The sequence below is a fragment of the Ramlibacter sp. genome, from assembly GCF_041916345.1.
Classification (GTDB): Bacteria; Pseudomonadota; Gammaproteobacteria; order Burkholderiales; family Burkholderiaceae_C; genus Ramlibacter.
On record NZ_JAYRZR010000015.1, the window covers coordinates 1 to 18,861 of the forward strand.

9 protein-coding genes are annotated in these 18,861 nt (G+C 71.4%); 4 read left to right on the plus strand and 5 right to left on the minus strand.

All coding sequences use genetic code 11. From position 1 onward, the window contains the following. Window positions 1-6,981, minus strand: a 6,981-nt coding sequence (locus ACE3T5_RS06540; protein ID WP_374665707.1) for a filamentous hemagglutinin N-terminal domain-containing protein, incomplete at its 3' end; no start/stop codon positions are given. A gap of 241 nt (window positions 6,982-7,222) precedes the next feature. Continuing rightward, on the minus strand, window positions 7,223-10,681 hold the full coding sequence (gene dnaE, locus ACE3T5_RS06545) for a DNA polymerase III subunit alpha (RefSeq protein WP_374665709.1): 3,459 nt from the start codon (window positions 10,679-10,681) through the stop codon (window positions 7,223-7,225). Between the two features lie 106 nt (window positions 10,682-10,787). Here dnaE and ACE3T5_RS06550 point away from each other — a divergent pair, with 106 nt between their 5' ends. Next, entirely contained in the window at window positions 10,788-13,847 is a 3,060-nt protein-coding gene (locus ACE3T5_RS06550) for a fused MFS/spermidine synthase (protein WP_374665711.1), read from the plus strand. Here the strand turns inward: ACE3T5_RS06550 and ACE3T5_RS06555 are convergent. Genes ACE3T5_RS06555 through ACE3T5_RS06565 form a run of 3 tightly spaced genes read right to left on the minus strand, consistent with a single transcriptional unit; the run spans window position 13,810 to window position 16,080 of the window. After that, the gene (locus ACE3T5_RS06555; protein WP_374665713.1) at window positions 13,810-14,715 is read right to left on the minus strand and encodes a pirin family protein; all 906 of its coding nucleotides are present in this window, start codon (window positions 14,713-14,715) and stop codon (window positions 13,810-13,812) included. The two genes, ACE3T5_RS06550 and ACE3T5_RS06555, sit on opposite strands and share 38 nt — an antisense overlap. Window positions 14,716-14,763: 48 nt before the next feature. Further along, window positions 14,764-15,321, minus strand: coding sequence for a flavodoxin family protein (locus ACE3T5_RS06560; RefSeq protein WP_374665715.1), 558 nt, complete (start codon window positions 15,319-15,321; stop codon window positions 14,764-14,766). Window positions 15,322-15,375: 54 nt separating this feature from the next. Then, the gene (locus tag ACE3T5_RS06565) at window positions 15,376-16,080 is read right to left on the minus strand and encodes a pirin family protein (protein WP_374665717.1); all 705 of its coding nucleotides are present in this window, start codon (window positions 16,078-16,080) and stop codon (window positions 15,376-15,378) included. 104 nt (window positions 16,081-16,184) lie between these two features. On the opposite strand from ACE3T5_RS06565, the gene ACE3T5_RS06570 reads away from it, so the two are divergent. The 3 genes from ACE3T5_RS06570 (at window position 16,185) to trmB (ending at window position 18,834) form a co-directional block, all read left to right on the plus strand. Continuing rightward, complete coding sequence (locus ACE3T5_RS06570) at window positions 16,185-17,129, plus strand: LysR family transcriptional regulator (RefSeq protein WP_374665719.1); 945 nt, start codon at window positions 16,185-16,187, stop codon at window positions 17,127-17,129. A 104-nt stretch (window positions 17,130-17,233) separates the two neighbouring features. Next, window positions 17,234-18,145: a tRNA glutamyl-Q(34) synthetase GluQRS gene (gluQRS, locus tag ACE3T5_RS06575; RefSeq protein WP_374665721.1), complete on the plus strand. Its 912-nt coding sequence runs from the start codon at window positions 17,234-17,236 to the stop codon at window positions 18,143-18,145. Next, window positions 18,142-18,834 carry a tRNA (guanosine(46)-N7)-methyltransferase TrmB gene (trmB, locus tag ACE3T5_RS06580; protein ID WP_374665723.1) on the plus strand — a complete coding sequence of 231 codons (693 nt, stop codon included), beginning with the start codon at window positions 18,142-18,144 and terminating at the stop codon, window positions 18,832-18,834. The genes gluQRS and trmB overlap by 4 nt, the downstream gene beginning before the upstream one ends. Window positions 18,835-18,861 lie beyond the last annotated feature (27 nt).

The window sequence follows — 18,861 nt, forward strand, 5'->3', positions numbered from 1 at the left end:
CGGTGCGGGCGTTGGTGCGGGCGTCGGTGCGGGCGTTGGTGCGGGCGTTGGTGCGGGCGTTGGTGCGGGCGTTGGTGCGGGCGTTGGTGCGGGCGCGCCTGCCCCCGCGAGTGCCTCCAGCTGCAGCGAGACCGGCGCAGGGGATGGCGTGACGGCAGCCAGGAAGCCCGGGACGGCCGGCAGGGTGCCGGAGACGACGCCCGAACCGCTGCGCAGCACGTCGAAGGTCTGCCCGGCGGCATAGCTGGCGGCCGGCGTGTTCGACACCGTGAGCACGGTCCCTGGCCCGACGAACACGTTGCCCGATGCGATCACCGCGTCGTGCACCAGGCCGTCCTGCAGTTCCAGCAGCACGCTGCCGGCGCTGGTGTCCAGACCGCCCGTCACCAGCAGCTGGCCCGTGCCGCCTGCCAGCGGACCGGGTGCCAGCACACCCTGGTTCAGCAGGGTGCCCGCCCCCATGTTCAAGGTACCGGTCCCGCTCACCGTGCCGAGGTTGGTGAAGCCGCCCGCGCGCTGGAACTCCGCCCCGGCCTCCACATGCAGCCGTCCTGCCTGGCCGAAGCCGGCACCGACCACCAGCGAGCCCGCTTCCACTGACAGCGTGCCGCTGTTGACCACGTTGACCGTGCTCGCCACGGCATGACTGCCCGCCGCGGTCAGCCGCACGTGGCCTGCGTTGTCCACGGTGCCCGTGCCGCCGTACAGCGCGATCGGTGTCGGATGGCTGGTGTTGATGTTGAACAGCGCGCCCACGGCATTGCCAAGGGTGTTGCCGCCCCCTGCGGTGGCCCCGAGATAGATGAAGTCGTCGCCGTTCAGGTTCAGCGTGCCCTGGTTCGTCCAGGTCTTGCCGCCACCGATGCCGAGGTACCCGCCCGCGGTCGCCATGTCGATGGTCGTCACGCCCCCGGTCGTGAGCAGGCCGGTCCCGCTCACCTGCACCGTGCCCGTCACGTCCAGCGGGCCCACGACGGTCACATCGCCAGGGCCCGTGAGCAAGCCGCCCGCCAGCTCCAGCCGGGGCGTGCCGAGCACCAGTGGCGCATTCACGTTCACGGTGCCTCCGGCCACCTTGAGCGTGCCGGTCCCCGTGAACGCCACGCCGGCGTTCAGGTCGCGGGTGCCGCCCTGCAGGTTGAGCGTGGCGCCGGCGGCGATCTGGTAGCTGCCGGTATCGGTGCCACCACCCTGCAGCCGCAGCTCCCCGGCGGCAACCTGCACCAGCCCGGTGTTGTGGAAGGCAATGCCTGATGCGATGGTCGGCGACCCCGCGCTGTTCTGGTTGAACGTGCCGGCGTTGGCGACCGTGTTGGTGCCGCCGTAGGGCGTGAACGGTGTGGCATGGCTGGTGTTCAGCTGGATGACGCCGCCCGGCGCGTTGCCGAGGGTGTTGTTGCCGTTGGCCGTGGCGCCCATGTAGATGAAGTCGTCACCACCCAGCGTGAGCGTGCCCTGGTTGATCCAGGTCTTGCCGCCTGACAGACCCACCCAGCCGCCGCTGGTCAGGGGCATGTCGATCAGCGTCGTGCCCTGCGTCGTGAGCGTGCCCGTGCCTTGCAGTTGCGCCCCCGTGCCGGTGATCGCCATGGCTCCGGCCACGGTGAGCGGGCTGGCGCCGGTGAGCGTGCCGCCGGCCAGCGTGAGCGTGGGCGTGCTCACCGTGAGGGGCGTGTTGACGCTGACCTGGCCGCCGGAGATTCGCAGGGTGCCCGCGCCGGTGAAGGCCACGCCGGTGTCCAGCTGGCGGGTGCCGCCAGCGAGATCCAGCACCTGCCCCGTGCCGATGGCATAGGACCCGGTGTCCGTGCCGCCGCTGGCGACGCGCAGCGTCCCGCCATTGACCTGGACGGCACCGCTGTTGTGGAAGCTCACGGCACTGTGGATGCCGTGCGTGCCGGTCGCCGCCTGCGTGAGCGTGCCCGCGTTCACCAGCACGTTGGTGCCCGAGTAGAAGTTGATCGGCTCGGCGTGGCTGCTGTCGAGCACGAGCAGGCCGCCGGCCGCATTGAGCAGCGTGTTGGTCCCTGCCGCGGTCGCCCCCATCAGGATGGACTCGTCGCCCTGCACGGTCAGGGTGCCCTGGTTCGTCCATGTCTTGCCGCCGGACAGGCCGACATAGCCGTTGGTGGCCGCCGGCATGGAGACCGTCGTCGCGCCTTGGGTGACCAATGGCGCGGTACCGGTGAGCCTGCTGACACCGGTGATGTCGAAAGGCGCGGCCACGGTGAGGCTGGCCGTGCCGCCGAGCTCGCCGCCTGCCAGCTCCAGCCGGGGCGCGCTGAGCGTGAGGGGGGCATTGACGTTCACCGTGGCACCCGTCAGGCGCAGCGTGCCGGCACCCGAGAAACCAGCCCCGGCCTCCAGGTTGCGCGTGCCCCCCTGGAAGGCCAGCTCGGCGCCGCTGGCCACCACGTAGCTGCCGGTGTCGGTGCCGCTGCCCTCGAGCCGCAGGGCACCCGCGGCCACGTTGACCGTGCCGCTGTTGTGGAAGGCCACGGCGCTGTGCACCGCGCGCGTGCCGGCCACGCCGTGCTGCACGGTGCCAGCGTTCGTGACGACGGCGGTGCCGGTGTAGTAGTTCAGCGGGGTCGCATGGGTGCTGTCGAGGTTCAGCACGCCGCCGACCGCATTGGCGAGCGTGTTGGCGCCCGCGCCCGCGTAGCCGAAGAACAAGTAGTCGTCGCCGGCCACGGTGAGCGTGCCCTGGTTCACCCAGGTCTTGCCGCCGCTCAGGCCGAGGTAGGTGCTGCTGCCGGGCATGTCGATGAGCGCGTCCCCCTGCGTGGTGAGCGTGCCCGTGCCGGCCAGCTGCGCGGTCCCGGTCACGCGCATCGGCGCCGCCACGGTGAGGTTCGCGGCGCCGGTGAGCACCCCGCCGGCCAGCCCGATCGTGGGCGCGGTGAGCACCAGCGGCGCATCCACGCTGACGGTGCCACCGCCGATCTGCAGCAGTCCGCCGCCACTGCCGGCGAAGCCGGCCTGCAGGCTGCGGCTGCCGCCGTGGAAGGAGACCGTGGCCCCCGGCCCGACCGAGTAGCTGCCGGTGTCGACGCCGCCCCCCATGATGCGCAGCGTGCCGGCCGTCGCGCTCACCGTGCCGCTGTTCTGGAAGCTGATGTTGCCGTGGATGTCATGCGTGCCCGCGGCGGACTGCACTAGGCTGCCCTGGTTCTGCAGCGTGGCGGTGCCGGTGTAGAACTGGAGCGGCACGGGTGCGGTGCCCGTGATCTGGATGGTGCCGCCCACATCGTTGACCAGCGTGCTGCTGCCGCCGCCGCTGTAGCCGAAGTAGAGGAAGTCATCGCCGCCCAGGGTGAGGGTTCCCTGGTTGATCCAGGTCTTGCCCGACAGGCCCAGGTAGCCGCCGGAGACGCCCATGTCGACCAGGCTGCTGCCCTGTGTGGTCAGCACGCCGGTACCGCTCAGCATCGCCGCGCCCGTGAAGGCGAGCGGCCCGGTCACGGTGAGCGGCGACGCCCCGGTGAGATGGCCGGCGGCGAGGGCCAGCGTCGGCCCGCCCAGCGTGAGGGCAGCGTCCACGCTGGCGGTGGCACCGCCTACCTGCACGGTGCCTGTGCCGGCGAGGGCCATGCCAGTGGTCCACGTGCGCAGGCCACCGGCGTAGTTGACCACCGCCCCTGCATCGGCCTGCACCGTGCCGGCATCGGTGCCGCTGCCGTCGATGCGGAGCTCCCCCGCCGACGCGCGCAGGGTGCCGGTGTTGTTGAGCGTGATCCCGCCGTGCACGACATGCGTGCCCGCAGCGGCCTGTGTCAGGGTGCCGGCGTTGTTCACCACCGCGCTGCCCGAATAGTGGCTCAGGGGCGTCGAGTGGCTGGACGACAAGGTGATCGTGCCGGTGGCGGTGTTCTGGAGCACCGGGCTGCCACCGCCGGTGTAGCCGAAGAACAGGTAGTCGTCACCGCCGATGGTGAGCGCGCCCTGGTTGACCCAGGTGCGCCCGCCGTGCAGGCTGACGTACCCGCTGGCCGGCGCGAGATTCAGTGTCGTCGCGCCCTGCGTGGTGAGCGTGCCGGTGCCCTGGAAGCTGGCGATGCCGGTGATGAGGAGCGGCCCGCTGACCGTGACCGGCCCGGCCCCCGAGAGGCTGCCGCCCGAGACCTGGAAGCTGTTCACGCCCAGGCTGGCCGCGCCTGTCAGCGTGCCGCTGGCCAGGCCGAGCGTGGTGGCGGCCAGCGTGGTCGGGCTGTCCACGCTGACAACGGCGCCCTCGATCTGCACCAGGCCCGGCCCGCTGAAGCTGACCCCGTTCCAGGCGCGCGTGCCGTTCGCGAAGCCCACCTGCGCCCCGGCATCCACGGCGTACACGCCGCTGTCGGTGCCGCCACCCCCGAGGGTGAGCACGCCGGCATCCACGTTCAGGGTACCGCTGTTGTGCACGGTGATGCCGCTCTGCGTCTGGTGCACGCCGGCCGCGGTCTGGTTGAGCGTCCCAGCGTTGGTGAAGGTGGCCGTGCCGCTGTAGAAGTTCAGCGGCAGAACGTTCGAGGTGGACAGGTTGAACGTGCCGCCCGCGGCGTTGGTGAAGCTGTTGGTGCCGCCTGACGTGTAGCCGAAGTACAGGTAATCGTCGCCGGCGAGCGTGAGGGTGCCCTGGTTGACCCAGCTGCGCCCGCCCGTCACCGCCACGTATCCGCTGGGGGTGGAGAGGTTGACGGTGGTAGTGCCCTGCGTGGTGAGCGTGCCCGAGCCGGTGATCGTGCTGGTGTCGCCGATGGTGAACGCGCCGGTCGTGGTCACCGGGCCCGTGCCCGAGAGCGTGGCGTTCTGCAGGCTCATGGCGCCGGCCGTGAGGCTGCCTGTCACGGCCAGGTTGCCGCCATACACGGCCAGCGTGGGCGTGGCCAGGGTCACGTTGCCGGTCACGTTGACGCTGGTGCCCGTCATCGCCACCGTGCCGGTCCCCGCGAAGGTGGTGCCGGCGGCGAAGTTGCGCGTGCCGCCGGACAGGTTCAGCATCGTGCCCGGTCCCAGCGAATAGGCGCCGCTGTCGGTGCCGCTCGCGCCCAGGGCCAGCGTGCCGGCCTGCACGTTGACCGTGCCGGTGTTGTGGAAGCCCGCGCCGACGGCGATGCCATGGCTGCCGGTCACGGTCTGGTTCAGGGTGCCGGCGTTGTGGAAGTCGGACGTGCTGCTGTAGAAGTGGATCGGCGTGGCGTGGGACGACGACAGGTCGACCGTGGCCCCCGCGAGGTTCTGGAAGGTGTTCACGCCGCCGGCCGTGTAGCCCAGGTAGAGGTAGTCGTCACCGCCGATGGTCAGCGTGCCCTGGTTGACCCAGGTCCGCCCGCCGGCCAGCGCCAGGTAGCCAGAGGGCGTGGCCATCGATATGAGGCTGTTGCCCTGCGTGGTGAGCGTGCCGCTGCCGGTGATCGATCCGGTGGCGGTGGCGTTGAAGTTGCCGCTGACCGTGACGTTGCCGGCGCCGGCGAGCGAGCCACCCGTCAGGTTGAGTTGCCCGACCTGCATCGCCGAATGCACGGTGGCCGTGCCGGAGGCCAGGTTCACGGTCTTGCCGGCCGCGTTGATGAGGCCGCCATTGCCGCTGAGCGAGACAGGGCCCAGGTTCACCGCGCCGGCGCCCGAGCTGTCCTGGTCGGGGTTCAGCACCAGGTTCAGCTGGCCGACGGTGGACGTGATGGACGCGTTGACGTTGATGTGGTTGTGGGCATTGAGGGTCAGCGTGGCATCGCCCCCCGCCGTCTTGGCGATGGCTGCCGCCACGGTGATGTCGCCGGCCTCGGCGCCGGCGCCGGTCGTGTCCAGCGTGACGTTGCCGCCGGCGTTGAGCACGCCGGCGATCGTGCTGGCCGCGACGGTGGAGCCGGTCGCGCTGGGCTGGTAGTGGGCATCCGGCCCGGCGTCGATGTCGCTCACGCTGGCGTCCGCACCGCTCACGGTGAGGTTGTAGGGATCGATCAGCCATGTGCCGCCCCGCCCAGCCGGTGCGCTGACGTCGACCGAGATGCCGCGCAGGTCGAGCCGGGCCGCCGAGGTGTCGATGAAGCCGCCATCACCGCCGAGCGGGCCACCACGCGCCGACAGCGCCCCCTGCACGCTCGCGCGATCCGTGGCCCGGACGAGGATGGTGCCGCCCGCGCCGGCGCCCCCCGCGTCCGCGGCCAGCCGCGCGCCCGGCGTCACCACCACCTCTTCGGCCTGCAGCACGATGCGGCCGCCCTGCGCACGGGCTTGCCGCGCCATCACCAGGCCAGAGTGGCGCAGCGTGCCGGCGAACAGGCCCACGGCATCGCCTTCGAGGCGGCCCAGGTTGAGCGCCTGGTCCGCCGGTGCCTGCACCGCCATGTGGATGCCTTCGAGGCCACGCCCCGTGATCTCCGCCCGGCGCCCCGCGGCCAGCACGGCACTGCCCTCGACGACACGCACCGCGGCGGCCTCTCCAACCTCGACATGGGGCGCCAGCAGGACGCCGTCGCCGCCGCGCGCCAGCACCTGACCGTGCACCACCACGCTGCCGGCAGCGCCCTCGGCGGCGAAGCGCAGGCGGCCCGCCAGCGCATCGGCCTCGCTCATCCGCAAGGTGGAGGCCGTGAAGCCCGCCGTGTCCACCACCGCACCCGGACCCACCGCGATGCCGGCCGGGTTGACCAGCACCAGCCGGCCGTTCGAGCCCAGCGTGCCCAGGATGCGGCTCGGGTCGGGGCCCAGCACGCGGTTGATGGAGAGGCTGCCCGACGAGGGCTGCGTGAACCAGGTGGTGGTGCCGGCCGGCACGCCGAAGCTGCGCCAGTCGATGGCGGAATGCTGCGTACCGGGGCCGTTGCCGGTGACGACGTGCCAGCGGTTGCCCTCGCGGCCCACCTGCACACTGCCGTGGATCGCCTGCGGCCCGACCGGCTGCGCCTGGGTCGGGCGGGCGACGATGAAGCAGGAAGCGAGGGCCAGCGCCAGCGCCAGCGGCCGGTGGCCCGCCGCAGCCGGCGGTGCGGCACACAAGACAGGCCCCTCGGCCGCGACGTTCTGGCGCCGGGCCGATGGTGCTGTTGACGGTCTGCAAGAGGCCATGGCGGTCCCTCCTGGCGAAAGAGGTACTGCTGCAGACTCCCTGCCGATGATTCTTGATCGGAACCGGCGCCGACGCCACGGGCGGGTTCACGCCGCAGGGGATTGCCCGACGGACGGCAGCGGCGGGGCGGGGGAACGCTGGGGTTGCGCTGGCGCTCCACCCCAGCGTTCCCTACTCGTACACCACCTGCGCCAGCCCCTCATGCGCCTGCGCCATCCAGCTCGCGAGCGCGGCGTCGCTCGGGAAGAACTTCGCGTCGTCGCCGAGCTGCAGCTCCGCGCGCGCGGCCTCGCGCTCCACCAGCAGGCGCACGCCCAGGCCGCGCACCAGCTCCCCCGCCTCCGAAGGCTCGCGCCGCGGCGGGAAGTCGCGCAGCAGCCGCGCGATGTCCGGTGCCTGCCCGTTCACCGCCACGCGCAGGTACTTGCCGAAACGGCAGCGCGCGGTGGCCAGGTCCCAGATCTGCGTGACGTTCAGCCGGAAGCCGCCGGAGAAGCGATCCGGCTGCAGCTTGGCCATCACCACCACCAGCTCGTCGTCCTTGAACCAGGCACGGTGCGGGTTGAAGACCGATTCGTCAGCCGCCGCGTCGATCACGTCGGTCTTGTCGTCCAGCTTGAACAGCGCGAGCCTGCCGCGCTGGCCGGTGATGATGCGCAGGTCGCCCACGATGCCGGCCAGCAGCAGGGGCTCCTTCGTGTCCACCAGGTCCCCGATGGCGCGGCGCGCGAAGCGGCGCACCTCCAGCTCGACCTCGTCGAACAAATGGCCCGACAGGTAGAAGCCAATGGCCGTCTTCTCGTGCGTGAGGCGCTCCTTCACGCCCCACGGCGTGGCCGCCACGAGATCGGGCTCCTGCGTGCTGGCGGCGTGCGAATCGCCCATGTCGAACAGGCCGCCCTGGTTCGCGTTCGCCTCGCGCGTGGCGGCGAACTCGAAGGCCCGGTCGATGGAGGCCACCAGCGCCGCGCGGTTGCGCTGCAGGGCGTCGAAGGCGCCGGCCTTGATGAGCGCCTCCACCGTGCGCTTGTTGATGCGCGTGCGGTCCACGCGGCAGCAGAAGTCGTACAGGCTGGTGAACGGGCCGCCCGCCTCGCGCGCGGCCACGATGGCCTCGATGGCGCCCTGCCCCGTGCCCTTGACCGCGCCCAGGCCGTAGCGCACCACGTCGTCGGCCACCGGCTCGAAGCGGTAGGTGCCGCGGTTCACGTCCGGCGGCTCGAAGCGGATGCCGAAGTGCTTGCGCGCGTCCTCGAACAACACCTTCAGCTTGTCGGTGTTGTCCATTTCGATCGTCATGTTGGCGCAGTAGAACTCCGCCGTGTAGTGCACCTTCAGCCAGGCCGTGTGGTAGGCCAGCAGCGAGTACGCGGCCGCGTGCGACTTGTTGAAGCCGTAGCCCGCGAACTTCTCCATCAGGTCGAAGATCTCGTCGGCCTTGTGCTCCGCGATGCCGTTCTTCGCCGCGCCGGTGCGGAAGATCTCGCGGTGCTGGGCCATCTCCTCGGCCTTCTTCTTGCCCATGGCCCGGCGCAGCAGGTCGGCGCCGCCCAGCGAGTAGCCGCCCAGCACCTGAGCGGTCTGCATCACCTGCTCCTGGTAGACCATGATGCCGTAGGTCTCGGCCAGCACCGGCTCCACCATCGGGTGCGGATAGGCCACCTCCTCGCGGCCGTGCTTGCGCGCGACGAAGCTGGGGATCAGGTCCATCGGGCCCGGGCGGTACAGCGCGTTCAGCGCGATCAGGTCCTCCAGCCGCGTGGGCCGCGCGTCGCGCAGCATGCCCTGCATGCCGCGCGATTCGAACTGGAACACCGCCTCGGTCAGGCCGTCCTGGAACAGCTTGTAGGTGGGCGCATCGTCCAGCGGCACGTTCTCGAAGCGGAAGTCCTCCTGGCCCTTGTGCCGGCGCACGATGAACTCGCGCGCCAGCTCCAGGATGGTGAGCGTGGCCAGGCCCAGGAAGTCGAACTTCACCAGGCCTGCCGCCTCGACGTCGTCCTTGTCGTACTGGCTCACCGCGGACTCGCTGCCGGGCTGCTGGTACAGCGGCGTGAAGTCGGTCAGCTTGCCCGGCGCGATGAGCACGCCGCCGGCATGCATGCCCACGTTGCGGGTCAGCCCCTCCAGCTTCTGCGCCAGGTCCAGCAGGGTGCGGACTTCGTCCTCCTTCTGGTAGCGCTCGGCGAGCTGCGGCTCCTGCTTGAGCGCCTCGGCGATGGTGATGTGCGTGCCCGGCTTGTTGGGGATGAGCTTGCTGATGCCGTCGCAGAACGTGTAGCTCATGTCGAGCACGCGGCCCACGTCGCGCACTGCCGCGCGCGCGGCCATGGTGCCGAAGGTCGCGATCTGGCTCACGGCCTCGCGGCCGTACTTCTGCTTCACGTACTCGATGACGCGGTCGCGGTTGCCCTGGCAGAAGTCGATGTCGAAGTCGGGCATGGACACCCGCTCCGGATTGAGGAAGCGCTCGAACAGCAGGTTGTAGGCGAGCGGGTCGAGATCGGTGATCTTCAGGGCGTACGCCACCAGCGAGCCCGCGCCCGAGCCGCGGCCGGGGCCGACCGGGCAGCCGTTGTTCTTGGCCCAGTTGATGAAGTCGCCCACGATCAGGAAGTAGCCCGGGAATCCCATCTTGAGGATGGTGTCCAGCTCGAAGGCGAGGCGCTCCTCGTAGCGGGGCCGCTGCCGCTCGCGCTCGGCCTCGTCGGGGTACAGCTGCAGCAGGCGATCGCGCAGGCCCTCGCTCGACGCGAGGCGGAAGTACGCGTCGATGGGCATGTCGTCGGGCGTGGGAAAGTCGGGCAGCCGCGGCTTGCCGAGCGCCAGCACCAGGTTGCAGCGGCGCGCGATCTCCAGCGTGTTCGCCAGCGCCGACGGCACGTCCGCGAACAGTTCGGCCATCTGCGCGGCCGACTTGAAGTACTGTTCGCGCGTGAAGCGGCGCACGCGCCGCTGGTTGCCCAGGATCTCGCCCTCGCTGATGCACACGCGCGCCTCGTGCGCCTCGTGGTCCTCGGCCCGGGTGAACTGCACCGGATGCGTGGCTACCACCGGCAAGCCCAGTCGCGCCGCGAGCTGCACTGCCGCCGTGACATGGGTCTCGTCGTCGGGGCGGCCGGCGCGCTGCAGCTCCAGGTAGAAGCGGTGCGGGAACAGACCGGCGAGCTGCAGTGCGATGTCGGCCGCGCGCGCGTCGTCGCCCTGCAGCAGCGCCTGGCCCACCGGGCCGGCCTGCGCGCCGGCGAGCAGCAGCAGGCCTTCGCCGAGCTCGCGCAGCCATTCCAGCCGCAGCACACCCTGCGCGCGCACCACGTTCGCCGTCCAGGCGCGGGCCAGCAGCTCGCACAGGTTCAGGTAGCCCGCGTGGTTCTGCACCAGCAGCAGCACGCGGTACACGGCCTGCGCGTCCGCGCCCACGCCCTGCAGCATCACCTCGCAGCCGACGATGGGCTTGACGCCGGCCCCGCGCGCCTCCTTGTAGAACTTGATGGCGCCGAACAGGTTGTTCAGGTCGGTGATGGCGAGCGCCGGCTGGCCGTCGCCCGCCGCCGCCCGCACGACGTCGTCGATGCGGTTCGTGCCGTCGACGATGGAGAACTCGGTGTGCAGGCGCAGGTGGACGAACATGGGGGAATTCTAAGGACGTCCGCCCTGCGGAACGCGTGCGGCCTGCCAGCTTCGACCGTGAAGTAGTTGGGCGACCGCCGCGGAGGCGGCCCCTAGAATGCGCGCGATGAACGCCACCGCCCCCTTGTCGACGACGGCGTCCGCGCCGCGAGCTGTCGCCGTCCTGTATGGCATCTTCTTCCTGTCGGGCTTCTGCGGCCTGATCTACGAGTCGATCTGGTCGCACTACCTCAAGCTGCTGCTGGGTCACGCGTCCTATGCGCAGGCGGTCGTGCTGGTGGTGTTCGTGGGCGGGCTGGCCATCGGCGCGTGGCTCACCGGCCGCTTCTCCGAGCGGCTGCGCCACCCCGTGCTGCTGTACGCGATCGTCGAGGCGATCGTGGGTGTCATCGCCTTCCTGTTCCAGCGCATCTTCGAGGCCGCCTCGGCCTGGGCCACCACCTCCTTCCTGCCGGCCTACTGCGGCGAGCCGGGCGCATGCTCGGCGTCGTGGCTGCTCGCGGCCGCGCTGATCCTGCCGCCCTCGATCCTGCTGGGCACCACCTTCCCGCTGATGAGCGTGGGCGTCATGCGCATGGGCGTGCAGCCCGGGCGCGGCCTGAGCCTGCTCTATTTCCTCAACAGCGCCGGGGCCGCCCTGGGCGTGCTGGGCTCGGGCTTCCTGCTGATCCCCACGTTCGGCCTGCCGGGCACCATGCTGCTGGCCGGCAGCATGAACGCGCTGGTGGCGCTGGCCGCCTTCGCCGCGTGGAGCCACAGCCCCAAGGCGCCACCGATGGCCGTGCCGGCCGCCGCGGCCGCGGCGGCGCAGCAGACGCCGACGCAACTGCGACTGCTGCTCCTGGTGGCCTGCCTGACCGGCCTCTCGTCCTTCATCTACGAGGTGGTGTGGATCCGCATGCTGACGCTGGTGTTCGGCGCCGCCACGCACTCGTTCGAGCTCATGCTGGCGCCCTTCATCCTGGGCCTGGCCTTCGGTGCCTGGTGGGTGCGCAACCGCATCGAGTCGGCCACGCAGCCCCTGCGCCTGCTCGGCACGATCCAGGTGGTCATGGGCGTGGCAGCCGTCGCCACGCTGCCGTTGTATGTGAGCCTCTATGACGCCATGGCCTTCCTGCTGCGCACCCTGACGCGCACCGAGGGCAGCTACACGGTGTTCAACCTGGTGCTGGGTCTCATGGCCGCCGCGGTCATGCTGCCGGCCACGTTCTGCGCGGGGATGACGCTGCCGCTGATCACCGCCATCCTGCTGCGGCGCGGCGATGGCGAGCGCCAGGTGGGGCAGGTGTACGGCATCAACACCTTCGGCGCCATCGCCGGCGTGCTGCTGACCGTCCATGTGCTGATCCCTTCGCTGGGCCTGAAATGGTCGCTGGCCTTCGGGGCCGCCATCGACGTGGTGCTGGGCTTCGCCCTGTGGCGCCTGGCCGGCCGCGACGCCTCGGCCCCCGCGCTGTCGGCCGGCTGGCGGGCGGGCTATGCCACCGCGGGCGTGGCCGCCGCGGGCCTGCTGGTCGCCCTGCCGATGGCCGCGCCGCTCGGCATCGACCGCATGGCCTCCGGCGTGTTCCGCACCGGCAAGGCCCGCTTCGGGGCCGACGACTTCAAGGTGGTCTTCCATCGCGACGGCAAGACCGCCAGCATCACCGTGCTGGAATCCCAGGACGGCGTGCGCAGCCTGCTGACCAACGGCAAGCCCGACGGCGCCACGCATCCGCAAAATCGCACGCCGACGCCGGACGACCAGACGATGGTGATGCTGGGCGCGCTGGGTCCGCTGCACCACCCCAACGCCAGGCGGGCGGCCGTCATCGGGCTGGGCACGGGCACGTCGACCTCCGTCCTGCTCGAATCCCGCGCGCTGGAGGCGGTGGACACGATCGAGATCGAACCCATGATGGTCGAGGCGGCCCGGCACTTCCTGCCGCGCACGGCCGCCGCCTTCAACGACCCGCGGGGTCGCATCATCATCGACGACGCGCGAGCCCATTTCTCCAAGGCACCGGGCCGCTACGACCTGATCCTGTCGGAGCCCTCTAACCCCTGGGTGAGCGGCGTCGCCAGCCTGTTCACGCGCGAGTTCTACGAGCACATCCAGCGCCATCTCGCCGACGACGGCGTCTTCCTGCAGTGGCTGCACCTGTATGAAGCCAGCCCGCAGGTGGTGGGCTCGATCGTGCGGGCGCTGTCCACGGTCTTTCCCGAGTTCACCGTCTATGCCACCAACACGCTGGACGTCGTGATCGTCGCCCGGGCGGACCGCAAGCCGGCCACCATCTCCCCCGAGGCCTTCGAGCGCCAGGCCGGCCTGCGCCAGCGCCTGCGCGAGATCGGCATCGACAACCTGGGCATGCTGTCCCAGCACAGCGCCGGCCCCGGCAGCGCGATCCGCATGCTGGCCGACTCCTACGGTGCGCCCCCCAACTCCGACTACTTCCCCTACGTGGACAATCGCGCCGGCCGCGACCGCTTCCAGAACGTGACCGCGCGGGCGCTGTTCGGCCTGCCCGATGCGCCCCTGCCCTTCCTGGAGTTCGCACGGGGTGCCTCCCCCCACGCCGGCGCGACACGCCAGGCCGGCGGCTTCATGCCCGACGCCGTGCGCATCGCGGCTGCGGGCTCCGTCGTGTTGCGGTATCTGCAGGGCGAAACCCTCACGCCTGCGCAGCAGGCAGGCCTGGGCGGCCTCGCGGTCGAGCTCGCCCTGGTGCGCGGCTGGCGTCAGACCTGCGCGCTGCCCAATGGCACGGGCCTTGGCTGGAACGCGATGATCCGCACGGCGGCCATCCTGCCGCAGGGCGTGAAGCCCGCCGACCTCACCCGCTTCTGGGAGGAGTTTGGCGCCAGGTGCCGCAAGAACGCCACTCCCGATCAGGCCGCCTGGCTGGATCTGCTGACGGCCGTCGCGCGGCGGGATGCCGGTGCGGCGCGCGAACAGGGGCTGCGGGTGCTGAGCCTCGATCGCCAGCTCACGCCGGAGTCGCGCGAGTACGCGACGCTGGCCACCGTCAGCGCCCTGATCGCGATGAACGAGCGCGACCAGGCCGCGAGCATCCTCGGTGAGCAGCGCCGCTTCCTCAGCGCCGAGCAGATGGAGCAGCCGTGGATGCGGTACCTGGTGCTGGTGCTCAGCGCACGGGCCCAGAACCGCCCGCCGGCCGGCTGAACCCCACCGCCGGCAGCGGAATCACGTCCGGCTCGCCCGGCACGCCGGGCATGCGGCCCGCAGCCCAGTCGGCCGCCGCCTCGTCGAGGCGCTCGCGGCGGCTGGACACGAAGTTCCACGCCATGTGGCGCGGCGCGTCGAGCGGCGCGCCACCGATGACGACGAGCCGGGCGCCCTCGGGGGCGTGCAGGGCCACTGGCCCGGGCGCCAGCACGCCCAGCGTGCCGCGCGGCAGCAGTTCGCCATCCACCCGCAAGTCCGCGTCGACGGCGTAGACCGCCGCCTCGGGAGCCAGCACAGGCAGCGCCACCCGGCCTTCACGAGCGAGCCGCAGATCGAGGTAGAGCGTCGGCGACAGCGTGACCACGGGCGAGCGCAGCCCGAAGGCCTCGCCCACCAGCACCCTCACCACCGCGTCACCCACCTGGCCCTCCGGCAGATCCTTCGCGGGCACGTGCATGAACGCGGGCTCCGCCTCCTCGTGCTCGCGCGGCAACGCCACCCAGAGCTGCAGGCCGTGGTTCACGTAGGTCGCCTCGGCAAGGTGCGCGGGCTTGCGCTCCGAGTGCACGATGCCGCGGCCGGCCGTCATCCAGTTGATGGCACCGGGCTCGATGAGCTGCTGCGTGCCCAGGCTGTCGCGATGCATCATCGCGCCCTCGAACAGGTAGGTGACCGTGGCCAGGCCGATGTGCGGATGCGGACGCACGTCGTGCGCCGTGCCCGGATGCTCGGTCACCGGACCGAAATGGTCGAAGAAGATGAAGGGCCCCACGCTGCGCTGGCGCGCGGCGGGCAGCAGGCGGCGCACGAGGAAGCCGCCGCCCAGGTCCTTCTCATGCGGGTTGAGGGTGTGGACGATGGGCATGCGGCCTCCTTCGGGGCAGGTGCGGGCCAGGCCCGCGGATCCGCGAGCTTACGCGCGCTGGAAGCGGGCCGCGACCTGGGCCACGCGCTCGCCGAACAGGCGCGCCGTCTCCAGGTCACCGGCGGCCATGGCGTCGGCCCCGGCGTCCGAGGGCGACTGCGCGATCGCGCCGCTGTACGACACGAGGTAGTTCACGTCGTCACGCTTGGCGCCGCGGGTGTTGCTGGGCATCAGGCCCTGGCTGACCCAGATCATGCCGTGCTGCATGGCCAGGGTGAACAGCGTGGTCAGCACCTGGTGCTTGTCGCCGTTCATGCCGGCGCTGTTGGTGAAGCCGGCGGCGATCTTGTCCTTCCACTCCTGCGCGAACCAGGGCTTGGACGACGCATCGGCGAATTTCTTGAATTGCCAGCTCACGCTACCCATGTAGGTGGGCGAGCCGAAGATGATGGCATCGGCGGCCTTGAGCTGCTCCCAGCCGCCGGCGGGCAGGTTGCCCTCGGCGTCGATGGCCAGCAGGCTGGCGCCCGCGCCATCGGCGACGGCCTGCGCCATGCGCTGCGTGTGGCCATAGCCCGAGTGATAGACGACGACGATGCTCGGCATGCAATGAACTCCTGTGCGTGAGGTTGAAGAGAAAGGGGGAAGTCGATGAGGCGCTCAGTCCGGCGTGACGTCGAAGACGAGCACCTCGGCATCACGGGCGGCATCGAGGCGCAAGGACGCCTCGCCGCTCAGCAGGGCGGCGTCGCCGGTGGCGAGCGGCGTGCCGTTGACCGACAGCTCGCCGCGCACCAGATGCACATAGGTGCCGCGCGAAGGGTCGAGCGTGAGCGTGGTGGCCTCGTCGCCATCGAACAGGCCGGCGTACAGCCGCGCGTCGGCGTGGATCTTCACCGAGCCTTCGGCCGCGTCGGGCGAGGCGACCAGGCGCAGGCGGCCGCGCTTGTCTTCGCTCGTGAACGTCTTCTGCTCGTAGCTGGGCGTGATGCCGGTCACGTTCGGCTCGATCCAGATCTGCAGGAAGTGCGTGGTCTGGCCTTGCGCGTGATTGAACTCGCTGTGCATCACGCCGCGGCCGGCGCTCATGCGCTGCACGTCGCCAGGCGGGATGCCCTTGACGTTGCCCATGCTGTCCTTGTGGGCGAGTTCGCCCTGCAGCACGTAGCTGATGATCTCCATGTCGCGGTGACCATGGGTGCCGAAGCCGGTGCCGGGGGCGATGCGGTCCTCGTTGATCACGCGCAGGTTGCCGAACCCCATGTGGCGCGGGTCGTAGTAGCCGGCGAACGAGAAGCTGTGGAAGGACTTGAGCCAGCCGTGGTCGGCGAAGCCGCGATCCTGGGACTTGCGAAGGGTGAGCATGGGGCCTCCTGGGCTGCGATGGAAGGAATGTAGGGCCGGGGGCATGCCCTGCGCAGGCCTGGGGTTTGATGGCATCATTCAAATGCCTTGAACGATCGTCCGCCATGCCGACCCCCCGTGAAGTGCTGACCCCCGACGCGCTGTCGCTGCTGCAGGCGGTGGCCGATACCGGCAGCTTCGCCGGCGCTGCCCGCGCGCTGGGCGTGGTGCCCAGTGCCGTGACCTACCGCATCCGCCAGATCGAGGACGCGCTGGATGTGCTGCTGTTCGACCGCAGCTCGCGCCAGGCCCGGCTCACGCCCGCCGGTGACGAGCTGCTGTGCGCGGGCCGCCAGCTGCTGCGCGAGATCGACGACGTGGCGCACCGCGTGAAGCGCGTGGCCACCGGCTGGGAGGCCGAGTTCACCGTGGCGGTGGATTGCGTGCTGGCCCCCACGGCGGTGATGGAACTGGCCGAGGCCTTCTATACCCTGGCGCCGACCACCCGCCTGCGCTTGCGCGACGAGGCGCTGTCCGGCACGCGCGAGGCCCTGATCTCCGGCCGCGCCGATCTGGCGCTGGGCCTGGTGGGCGATGACGGCACCACCGCCGGTCTGCAGACACGGCCACTCGGTGACCTGTCCTTCGTCTATGCCATGGCACCGCACCATCCACTGGCCCGTGCGCGCGAACCCGTGCGCGACGAGGTGCTGGTGCGCCATCGCGGCGTGGCCGTGGCCGACACCACGCAGCGCGGCGACGCGCTCACCATCGGGCTGCTGGCCGGCCAGGATGTGCTGACCGTGCACTCGATGCGCGCCAAGCTCGACGCCCTGATCCGCGGCCTGGGCAGCGGCTTCCTGCCCGAGCCCCTGGCGCGCCCGTACCTGGAGACCGGCCGCCTGGTCTCACGGCGGGTGCAACGCCAGTCCACGCAATCGGTGCGCCTGCTCTACGCCTGGCGCGAGGTCGGCCCGCTCGGGCCGGGGCGGGCCTTGCAGTGGTGGCTGGCGCAACTGGAAAGCGCGGCCACGCGCACCGCGCTGCTGGAGCGGCACCGGCTGCCATGAGGGTCAGCACCCGTCACTCCCGCGCAGGCGGGAATCCAGAAGGTCTTCACATGCCCCCCCCCTCCTGGGTTCCCGCCTGCGCGGGGACGATGGGGGGAAGCCCCATGACGCCCGCCTACACCGGCCGCTTCGCGCCCTCGCCGACCGGGCCGCTACATGCGGGCTCCCTGGTCGCGGCGCTGGCGAGCTGGCTCGACGCGCGGGCCCACGGCGGCCGCTGGCTGGTGCGAATCGAGGACGTGGACCGGCCGCGCTGCGTGCCGGGCGCCGACGAGACGCTCCTGCAACAGCTCGCGGCCTGCGGACTGGTCAGCGACGAGGTGCCGCTGTGGCAGTCGCGCCGACACGACCGCTACCAGCGCGCGCTGGATGACCTCGTGGCCCTTGGCATGGCCTACCCCTGCGCCTGCAGCCGCAGCGACATCGCCGAGGCCCTGGCGGCGCGCGGCCGGTCGCGCCCGCGCCATGGGGAGCTGGTCTACCCCGGCACCTGCCGCGAGGGCCTGCACGGCCGGCCGGCTCGGGCCTGGCGCTTCCGGCTGCCGCCGGCTTCACGCGTGGCATGGACTGACCGGCGCCTCGGCCCGCAGGCCCAGGACGTCGCGGCGGAGGTGGGTGACTTCGTGCTGCGGCGCGCCGACGGCCTGTATGCCTATCAGCTCGCAGTGGTGGTGGATGACGCCGACCAGGGCATCACCCACGTCGTGCGCGGCGAGGACCTCGCCGACAACACCCCGCGCCAGATCCTGCTGCAGCGGGCGCTGGGCCTGCCGACACCGGTCTATCTGCACACCCCCCTGGTGCTGGCGGCCGACGGCCAGAAGCTCTCCAAGCAGAACGGCGCGGCGCCGCTCGACCTGCGCGACCCGCTCGCGGCCCTGCAGCAGGCCGGCCGCGTGCTGGGCCTGCCTTCGCGGATCGGCGACGCCCCGACCGCCCTGGGAGACTGGCTGCAGCACGCCGTGCACGCGTGGCGCGCGGCGTGGCCGGCCCGCGGCCCGACAATCGGGGCATGAACGACACCGACGAGGCTCCGCCCCCGCACCGCGCGATCCGCAGCTTCGTGCTGCGCGCCGGACGCACCACGGTGGGCCAGGCACGCGCGCTCGAAACCCTCGGCCCGCGCTACCTGGTGCCCTACCAGACCACGCCGCTGGACCTGGCCGCCACCTTCGGCCGCGACGCCCCCACCGTGCTGGAGATCGGCTTCGGCATGGGCGATGCCACCGCGCACATCGCCGCGCTGCGGCCGGAGACGAACTTCCTCGGCTGCGAGGTGCACCCGCCCGGCGTGGGCGCCCTGCTCAAGCTGATCGGCGAGCGCGGCCTCGCCAACCTGCGCATCGTGCAGCACGATGCGGTGGAGGTGCTGGATCACATGCTGGCACCGGGCAGCCTGGCCGGGGTGCACATCTTCTTCCCGGATCCCTGGCACAAGCTGCGCCACCACAAGCGCCGGCTGATCCAGCCGCCCTTCGTGCAGAAGCTGGTGAGCCGCCTGGCGCCGGGCGGCTACCTGCACTGCGCCACCGACTGGGAGCCCTATGCGCAGCAGATGCTGGCGGTGCTGGGCGCGAACCCGGATCTGCGCAACACCGCCGACGGCTACGCGCCGCGCCCCGACTATCGGCCGCCCACCAAGTTCGAGCGGCGCGGCCTGCGGCTGGGGCATGGCGTCTGGGATCTGGTGTTCCAGCGCCGCTGAGCCGCCGGCCCCCGCCATGCCGGATGC

Bases quoted from the DNA above. Each gene is read 5' to 3' on its own strand.
- ACE3T5_RS06565 (WP_374665717.1), bottom strand. From the start codon at position 16,080: ATGCTCACCCTTCGCAAGTCCCAGGATCGCGGCTTCGCCGACCACGGC.
- ACE3T5_RS06560 (WP_374665715.1), bottom strand. From the start codon at position 15,321: ATGCCGAGCATCGTCGTCGTCTATCACTCGGGCTATGGCCACACGCAG.
- dnaE (WP_374665709.1), bottom strand. From the start codon at position 10,681: ATGTTCGTCCACCTGCGCCTGCACACCGAGTTCTCCATCGTCGACGGC.
- ACE3T5_RS06555 (WP_374665713.1), bottom strand. From the start codon at position 14,715: ATGCCCATCGTCCACACCCTCAACCCGCATGAGAAGGACCTGGGCGGC.
- gluQRS (WP_374665721.1), top strand. From the start codon at position 17,234: ATGACGCCCGCCTACACCGGCCGCTTCGCGCCCTCGCCGACCGGGCCG.
- trmB (WP_374665723.1), top strand. From the start codon at position 18,142: ATGAACGACACCGACGAGGCTCCGCCCCCGCACCGCGCGATCCGCAGC.
- ACE3T5_RS06570 (WP_374665719.1), top strand. From the start codon at position 16,185: ATGCCGACCCCCCGTGAAGTGCTGACCCCCGACGCGCTGTCGCTGCTG.
- ACE3T5_RS06550 (WP_374665711.1), top strand. From the start codon at position 10,788: ATGAACGCCACCGCCCCCTTGTCGACGACGGCGTCCGCGCCGCGAGCT.